Annotated in this window: 6 protein-coding genes; 3 read left to right on the top strand and 3 right to left on the bottom strand. The window is 73.3% G+C overall.

From position 1 onward, the window contains the following. Both J0670_RS24375 and J0670_RS24370 read left to right on the top strand, forming a co-directional pair. The coding region (locus tag J0670_RS24375; RefSeq protein WP_207813795.1) for a RecQ family ATP-dependent DNA helicase at nt 1-2,097 on the top strand (2,097 nt) is incomplete at its 5' end. Between the two features lie 367 nt (nt 2,098-2,464). Beyond that, nucleotides 2,465-3,184: a hypothetical protein gene (locus tag J0670_RS24370; protein WP_374223154.1), complete on the top strand. Its 720-nt coding sequence runs from the start codon at nt 2,465-2,467 to the stop codon at nt 3,182-3,184. A 192-nt stretch (nt 3,185-3,376) separates the two neighbouring features. Here the strand turns inward: J0670_RS24370 and J0670_RS24365 are convergent, their stop codons facing one another. The 3 genes from J0670_RS24365 to J0670_RS24355 form a co-directional block, all read right to left on the bottom strand. Further along, nucleotides 3,377-4,057 carry a hypothetical protein gene (locus J0670_RS24365; protein ID WP_207813793.1) on the bottom strand — a complete coding sequence of 227 codons (681 nt, stop codon included), beginning with the start codon at nt 4,055-4,057 and terminating at the stop codon, nt 3,377-3,379. A gap of 101 nt (nt 4,058-4,158) precedes the next feature. Beyond that, complete coding sequence (locus tag J0670_RS24360) at nt 4,159-4,857, bottom strand: ribonuclease HII (RefSeq protein WP_207813792.1); 699 nt, start codon at nt 4,855-4,857, stop codon at nt 4,159-4,161. Nucleotides 4,858-4,903: 46 nt separating this feature from the next. Continuing rightward, nucleotides 4,904-5,743, bottom strand: a complete 840-nt coding sequence (locus J0670_RS24355; protein WP_207813791.1) for a TetR-like C-terminal domain-containing protein — start codon at nt 5,741-5,743, stop codon at nt 4,904-4,906. A gap of 197 nt (nt 5,744-5,940) precedes the next feature. Between J0670_RS24355 and J0670_RS24350 the strand changes: the two genes are divergently transcribed. Further along, entirely contained in the window at nt 5,941-7,494 is a 1,554-nt protein-coding gene (locus J0670_RS24350; RefSeq protein WP_307806667.1) for an MFS transporter, read from the top strand. Nucleotides 7,495-7,510: the final 16 nt, after the last annotated feature.

Below are 7,510 nucleotides of genomic sequence, written 5' to 3'. Positions count from 1 at the left end.
ACCCTGCGCGAGGACCAGTGGACGGCCATCGAGGCCCTCGTGGTCGACCACCGCCGCGCCCTGGTCGTCCAGCGCACCGGCTGGGGGAAGTCCGCGGTCTACTTCATCGCCACCGCCCTGCTCCGCGCCCGGGGAGCCGGGCCGACGGTGATCGTCTCCCCGCTGCTCGCCCTGATGCGCAACCAGGTCGAGTCGGCGGCCCGGGCCGGGATCCACGCCCGCACCATCAACTCGGCCAACACCGAGGAGTGGGACGAGATCCAGGCCGAGGTCGCCGCCGGGAAGGTCGACATCCTGCTGGTCAGCCCCGAGCGGTTGAACAACCCGGACTTCCGCGACCAGGTGCTGCCGAAGCTCGCCGCCTCCACGGGCCTGCTGGTGGTCGACGAGGCCCACTGCATCTCCGACTGGGGGCACGACTTCCGCCCCGACTACCGGCGGCTGCGCACCATGCTCGCGGACCTGACGCCCGGCGTCCCGGTGCTGGCCACCACCGCCACCGCCAACGCCCGGGTCACCGCGGACGTCGCCGAGCAGCTCGGCACCGGCACCGTCGACGAGCACGCCCTGGTGCTGCGCGGGCCACTCGACCGGGAGAGCCTCACCCTGGGCGTCCTGGCCCTGCCCGACCCGGCGCACCGGCTCGCCTGGCTGGCCGACCACCTCGACCGGCTCCCGGGCTCGGGCATCGTCTACACCCTGACGGTCGCCGCGGCCGAGGAGGTCACGGCCTTCCTGCGCGAACGCGGCTTCGCGGTGGCCTCCTACTCGGGCCGCACCGAGGACGCCGAGCGCCGCACCGCCGAGGCCGACCTGCTGGCCAACCGGGTCAAGGCGCTGGTCGCCACCTCCGCGCTCGGCATGGGCTTCGACAAGCCCGACCTCGGCTTCGTGGTGCACCTGGGCTCACCCAGCTCGCCGATCGCCTACTACCAGCAGGTCGGCCGGGCCGGGCGCGGGGTTGACCGGGCCGAGGTGCTGCTGCTGCCCGGGCGCGAGGACGAGGCGATCTGGCGCTACTTCGCCTCGCTGGCCTTCCCGCCGGAGGAGCAGGTGCGCCGCACCATCGACGCGCTGGCGGAGGCCGGCCGCCCGCTCTCCACCGCCGCTCTGGAGCCCCGGGTGGACCTTCGCCGCACCCGGCTGGAGACCATGCTCAAGGTGCTCGACGTGGACGGCGCCGTCCGCCGGGTCAAGGGCGGCTGGACGGCCACCGGGCAGAGCTGGGAATACGACACCGCCCGCTACGCCAAGGTCGCCGCCTCCCGGGAGGCGGAACAGCGGGCGATGCGCGAGTATGCGGCGGCCACCGCCTGCCGGATGGAGTTCCTGCGCCGCCAGCTGGACGACGAGCTGGCCGCGCCCTGCGGGCGGTGCGACAACTGCGCGGGGCCGCTGCACACCCCCGATGTCTCCGCCGAGACCCTGGCCGCGGCCCGGGCCGCCCTCGGCCGCCCGGGGGTGAGCTTCGAGCCTCGCCGCCTCTGGCCCACCGGGATGGACGCCCTCGGGGTGCCGCTCAAGGGCCGCATCCCGGCGGGCGAGCAGGCCGAGACCGGACGGGCGCTCGGCCGGCTGTCCGACATCGGCTGGGGCAACCGGCTGCGCACCCTGCTCGCCGAGCAGGCGCCGGACGTGCCGGTGCCCGGCGAGGCGGTGGACGCGCTGGTCGCCGTGCTCGCCGACTGGGCCCGCGGCCCGGGCGGCTGGGCCGGGCCCGCGACGGCGGACGGTGCAAGGCTGGAGCGGCCGGTCGGCGTGGTGACCATGGCCTCCTCGACCCGCCCCCAGCTGGTCGGCAGCCTCGGCGCGCGGATCGCCGAGATCGGGCGGATGCCACTGCTCGGCCGGATCGAGTACGCCGGCGGGCTGCCGCCGCACGGCGCCCGCAGCAACAGCGCGCAGCGGCTGCACTCGCTGGCCGGGTCTCTGTGCCTGCCGCCGGAGCTGGAGCAGGCGGTGGCGGCCGCCGGCGGGCCGGTACTGCTGGTGGACGACCTCGTGGACTCGGGGTGGACGGTCACCGTGGCCGCCCGGCTGCTGCGCCGGGCGGGGGCGAGCGCGGTGCTGCCGCTGGTGCTGGCCGTGCAGGGGTGAGCGGGCGGCGGCCGGTCGCCCACGAGCACCGCCGCCGTCACTCGAATGGCCTAACGGAAAGGAGCCTGCGAAGCGATTTCGATCACAGCGAAGACCCGACCCGAGAAAGGAGTGCCCGCCATGCCGAAGACGGTTCGCCATGCCCCTCGCGCGTTGTGGATCAAGGCTGGGCGGCACCTGAGCGATGCTCGGACGGCCGCGGAACATATCCGGCAGAACATGGGCTATCGGATGGCGTTCATCATTTCATCGTTGCCGCTCCGCCCCCGTTGCCGCGAGAATTGCGGGGTACCCGAAACCCGGTCCGTCGGACCCGTTCTTCGGCGTACCCAGGCACCCGCCTGCCCACGGGCCAGGAAGGAGGATCGTGATCAACGGTATCGGCCGAGGTCAACATCCCCTCTCCGGAGGTTCGGTGCCCAGACGGGTGCTGGACCTGGACACCTGGACCGCCTCGGGGATTCCGTTGCTGCGCGACCCGCGCGAGTTCGTCCTGGAGCTGCACCAGCGCCACCTGCCCCAGCCGGGCACGGTCGTGGTCGCCGTCCTGGACGCGCTCCACCACCTCGCCGCCTCGGCCTCGTTCACGCCCTGGCCCCACGACACCGACGGCTGGCAGCATCGGAACGCCCTGTTGGCGCACCTGCGCCGGGTCATCCCGCACGACCTGCGGCTGCCCGCGCCGACCCGGACGGCCGTACTGCTGCGCTGCCGCGACGGCGCGCCCGGCTGGACGGAGCAGGACGGCGCCTGGATGTGGGCACTGCGGGACGCGGCCGTGCTGCACGGGCTGCGCTGCGGCGCGTACATCGGGCTCACCCCGGCGGGTTGGCAGATCCTCGGGGACGGGCGCGGTGGGCGCAATCCGCACGCGGGGTCGTGGGCGGACGGGCCGGTGCACATCGTGACGGAGTTGCCGCCGCGTTCGCCGCTCGACGACGCCCCGCGCAGCCAGCGCGCCCGGCAGCAGGCCGCCGAGCAGGCCAAGCGCGCCGACTGTCCGCAGCGCTCCCCGCAGTCCGAGGCCTCGTGGATCCCGGCGCGGGTCACGGCCGTCGAACCGACCCGCCGCACCGGCACGCGCTGAGCGACGCCGCCGCGCACCCGCCCGACGCGCAGGCGAGCGGACCCGCGGGCGAACAGGCGAACACGCACCGGATCGGCACCCGCCGAACAGCGGCGGAACCGGATACGCGGGCAGAACTCCGGACGGGCCCCGGGCCCGGCACCGTACGGCACCGGGCCCGGAACGACTGTCAGGCGTCGATGGGGCGGGCGGTCAGGCCTTGACCGGGCGCCCCGGCGCGGCTCCGGCCGCACCCGTGGTCGGCCCGGCCTCCCCGCAGACCACCAGCAGCGCGGTCGCGCGGCCGAGGGCCTCGGTGTACGCCTCGGCGGCCCGGGCGGCCGAACCGCCGTTGACCACCAGGACGACCACCTCGCGGCGGACCGGCCGGGTCAACGCGGCGTCGGCGTAGAACACGTCCCCGCCCTCGGTGAGCTGCGCCCAGTAGCGCTCCTCGCCGAAGGAGAGTTCGTGCTGCTGCCAGGGGTGCGCCTCGCCGACGGTCAGGACCAGGATGTCGCCCGGGCTGCGGCCGGCGTCCAGCAGCAGGTCGACCGTGTCGTCGGCCCGCTCCAGCGCCTGGGCCGGGGTGGCGGCGACGAGCTGGACCTCGACCTGCGGCGTGGTGGGGGCCGGGCGGCGCGGCGCCGGTCCGGGCTTGGGGATCAGGCGCGGCGGGCCCGAACGGTCGGCACGCGGCGGCGCCAGCCGCGGGGGGCCCGGACGGGGTCCGGGCACCGGGAGCGGTGCGGCGGTGACGGTGGTGGGTGCGGTGGCGGGCGCGCCGCCGGTGGCAGGTGCGTGGAGGGCTTGTGCGTCCGACTCGCGTGGGAAGGGAACGCCGGGGCCCGGGAGGCTCTCGTGAATCTCCGACTCCTCGGGGAAGACAGGCATACCCGGATATCTATCAAATGCCGATCGGACGCGCACGGGCGCCCCACCCCTTGGGCGTCGGGCGCCTGCCGCCCCCGCCCGGGGCAATTCCAGACGGACCGTCAGAAACCGAGTGTCAACTGTTCGTCGGCGGATCCCTGACCCGCGCCGACGACGTCCCGACCGCGCTTGAGGTGCCGCCACTTGGGCAACGCGTCCAAGTACGCCCAGGAGAGCCGGTGGTGCTCGGTGGGGCCGTACTCCTCCAGCGCGGCGCGGTGCACCGGGGACGGATAACCGGCGTTGTCCGCGAAGCCGTACTCCGGGTGCACCTCGCCCAGTTCGGCCATCAGCCCGTCGCGGTGGACCTTGGCGAGCACCGAGGCGGCGGAGACGCAGATGCAGGACTGGTCACCCTTGATCACCGTGCGCACCCGCCACGGGCCGCCGAGGTAGTCGTGCTTGCCGTCCAGGATCACCGCATCGGGCTCGACCGGCAGCGCCCCCAGCGCGCGGACGGCGGCCAGCCGCAGTGCCGCCGTCATGCCGAGTTCGTCGCACTCCTGCGGCGAGGCGTGCCCGAGCGCGTACGCGGTGACCCAGTCGGCCAGGACCGGCGCGAGTGCCTTGCGGCGCAGTTCGGTGAGCAGCTTGGAGTCGGTCAGCCCTTCCGGCGCCCTGCGCAGCCCGGTGACGGCCGCTCCGACGGTGACCGGCCCGGCCCAGGCGCCGCGCCCGACCTCGTCCAGCCCGACCACGAGCTTGGCGCCGGCCCGGCGGAGCGAGCGTTCGACGGAGTGCGTCGGCGGGACGATGGGCATGGCGGTCTTCCGTTCCGGTGGGGGCAGTCTCCAGCCTAAGCCCGCCCTACGGCTGCCGGATCAGCGGTACCAGGACGTCGTCCACCAGCCGGACCGCGAAGTCGGGCGGCAGCCGGTCCTGGCCGCAGGCCTTCACCTGGAACATCAGCATCGCCGGGACCACGTCGGCGACCAGTGGGGTGACCGCGCCGGGCCGGACGTCCCCGCGTTCGACGCCGCGGCGGAGGATGTCCAGGATGGTCTCCTTGATCGGCTCGACCACCCGCTGAACGATGAAGTCCTTGAACACCTGGGCCTGTTGCTGGGAGAGCTCGCCCATCAGCGCGTGCAGGGCGGTGCCCGCCGGGGATCCCATCGCCTCCGCGAACACCCCGATGAGCTGCAGCAATTCGGCACGAGCCGCCCCGAGGTCGGGGGTGCCGTGAGGGCGTGGCAGAGTGGCGTCCAAGGCGTCGACGACGAGGTCGACCTTGGACGCCCAGCGCCGGTAGAGCGCGGCCTTCCCGGTCCGCGCCGCAGCGGCGACGCCTTCCATCGTCAGTCGCGCGTAGCCGCCGGAGGTGAGCTGGTCGAGCACGGCCTCGAAGATCGCGTTCTCCAACTCCTTCCCCCGCCGCCGCACCGGCCGTGTGAGGACCTCCCGGGCTGCCCGTACCGGGCAGAGGGGCTCCGGCCCGACCCCGGACTCCACCCCGAGCGCCGCCACCGGGGCCACCGCCGCCACGAGGGCCACCGGGGCCACCGGTGCTGCGGGCACCGGCGCTGCGGGCACCGGCGCGGTCGGCGCGACCGGCGCGACCGGCGACGGGCGCGCGCCCTCCGCAGGCCTGGCGGCCGCACGACCGGATGCCCGGTCCGCCACCAGGCGCCGCACCAACCGATCCATCGCCATCACCACCCCCTAAGGAACGCTTGCGTTCACTATTCAGGCCAGGATATCGTCCAGATTAGTGAACGGGACCGTTCCTTCCTAGTCTGCGTCGGCACGCAGCAGAACACCCGGGTCCGGCGGGTCAATCGGACTTCGGCCGGACTTCGACCGAGTACCAGGCACCGAGCACGTAGCCAGCAGGGGGCACATTCGTGGCTATCTCCGACACGCTCAGCAAGAAATCACCACCTCAGGGCCGCCAGGGCGGGGGCGGGGGCAAGGGCATCACCCTGACCGTCATCGCGGCCACGCAGCTCATGGTGGTGCTCGACGCGACCATCGTGAACATCGCGCTGCCGCACATCAAGGACGCGCTGAACTTCTCGACCACCGACCTGTCGTGGGTCATCAACGCCTACACGCTGACCTTCGGCGGCCTGCTGCTGCTCGGCGGTCGAGCGGGTGACATCCTCGGTCGCCGCCGGGTGTTCATCTTCGGCACCCTGCTGTTCGGCTTGGCCTCGCTGCTGGGCGGGTTCGCGCAGGACAGCGGCCTGCTGCTGGCCGCCCGGGCGCTCCAGGGCATCGGCGGAGCGATCTGTTCGCCGACCGCCTTCGCCCTGATCGCCACCAACTTCGAGGAGGGGCCGGAGCGCAACAAGGCGTTCGGCGTGTTCTCGGCTGTGGCCGGTTCGGGCGCCGCGATAGGCCTGCTGGCCGGCGGTCTGCTCACCGAGTACCTGAACTGGCGCTGGGTGTTCTTCGTCAACGTGCCGATCGCCGTCCTGATCGCGATCGCCGCGCCGCGCTACATCACCGAGTCCGAGCGCCACCCGGGCCGCTTCGACCTGCCCGGCGCGCTGACCTCGACGCTCGGCCTGGTCGGACTGGTCTACGGCTTCATCCGGGCCGCCTCGGACGGTTGGTCGGACGGCCTCACGCTCGGCTCCTTCGCGGCCGGCGCGATCCTGCTGGCCGCCTTCTTCGTGGTCGAGAAGCGCACCGACCAGCCGATCACCCCGCTGCACCTGTTCGCCGACCGCAACCGCACCGGCGGCCTGGTGATGATGCTCTGCCTGGCCGCGGCCATGTTCGGCATCTTCTTCTACGTCGTCCTGTTCGTGCAGGGCCCGCTGGGCTACAGCCCGCTGAAGGCGGGCGTATCGTTCCTGCCGATCAGCGTGGCGATCATCGCCGCCGCGCAGCTCGCCTCCACCCTCCAGGCCAAGTACGGCCCGAAGCCGTTCATGGCGGGCGGCGCACTGCTGGTCACCGTCGGCCTCACCTGGCTGACCCAGATGGGCAAGGACAGCGGTTACCTGGACGGGGTTCTCGGCCCGACGGTGGTCTTCGGCTTCGGCATGGGCCTGATCTTCGTCCCGGTGATGCTGCTCTCGGTCGCCGGCGTCCCCGGCGAGGAGACCGGCGCCGCCTCCGGCCTGCTCAACTCGATGCAGCAGATCGGCGGTTCGCTCGGCCTGTCGATCCTGACCACGGTCTTCGCGCACTACGCCACCGCCGAGTTCAAGGTGCAGCTGCCGAAGTTCATGGCCTCGGCCACACCGGAGCAGCTGGGCTACCTGAAGGACCACCAGGACTTCCCGGCGGGCACCGACGCCGCCAACTCAGTCCTCACCGAGGGCATCTCGCACGGCTTCATCGTGGGCGCCGCACTGGCGGCGGTCGCACTGCTGGTCGCGCTGTTCGCGATCAAGGCGAAGGCCAGCGACCTGCCGGGCGAGACCGCCGGCGTCGCGATCCACTGAGCCGATGCGCTGAACC

Origin of the sequence: Streptomyces sp. FH025 (assembly GCF_017427025.1) — a bacterium.
In the GTDB taxonomy this organism is placed as follows: domain Bacteria; phylum Actinomycetota; class Actinomycetes; order Streptomycetales; family Streptomycetaceae; genus Kitasatospora.
The sequence above is the reverse complement of the archived record's forward strand: the minus strand, read 5'-3'. Positions and strand labels throughout refer to the sequence as shown.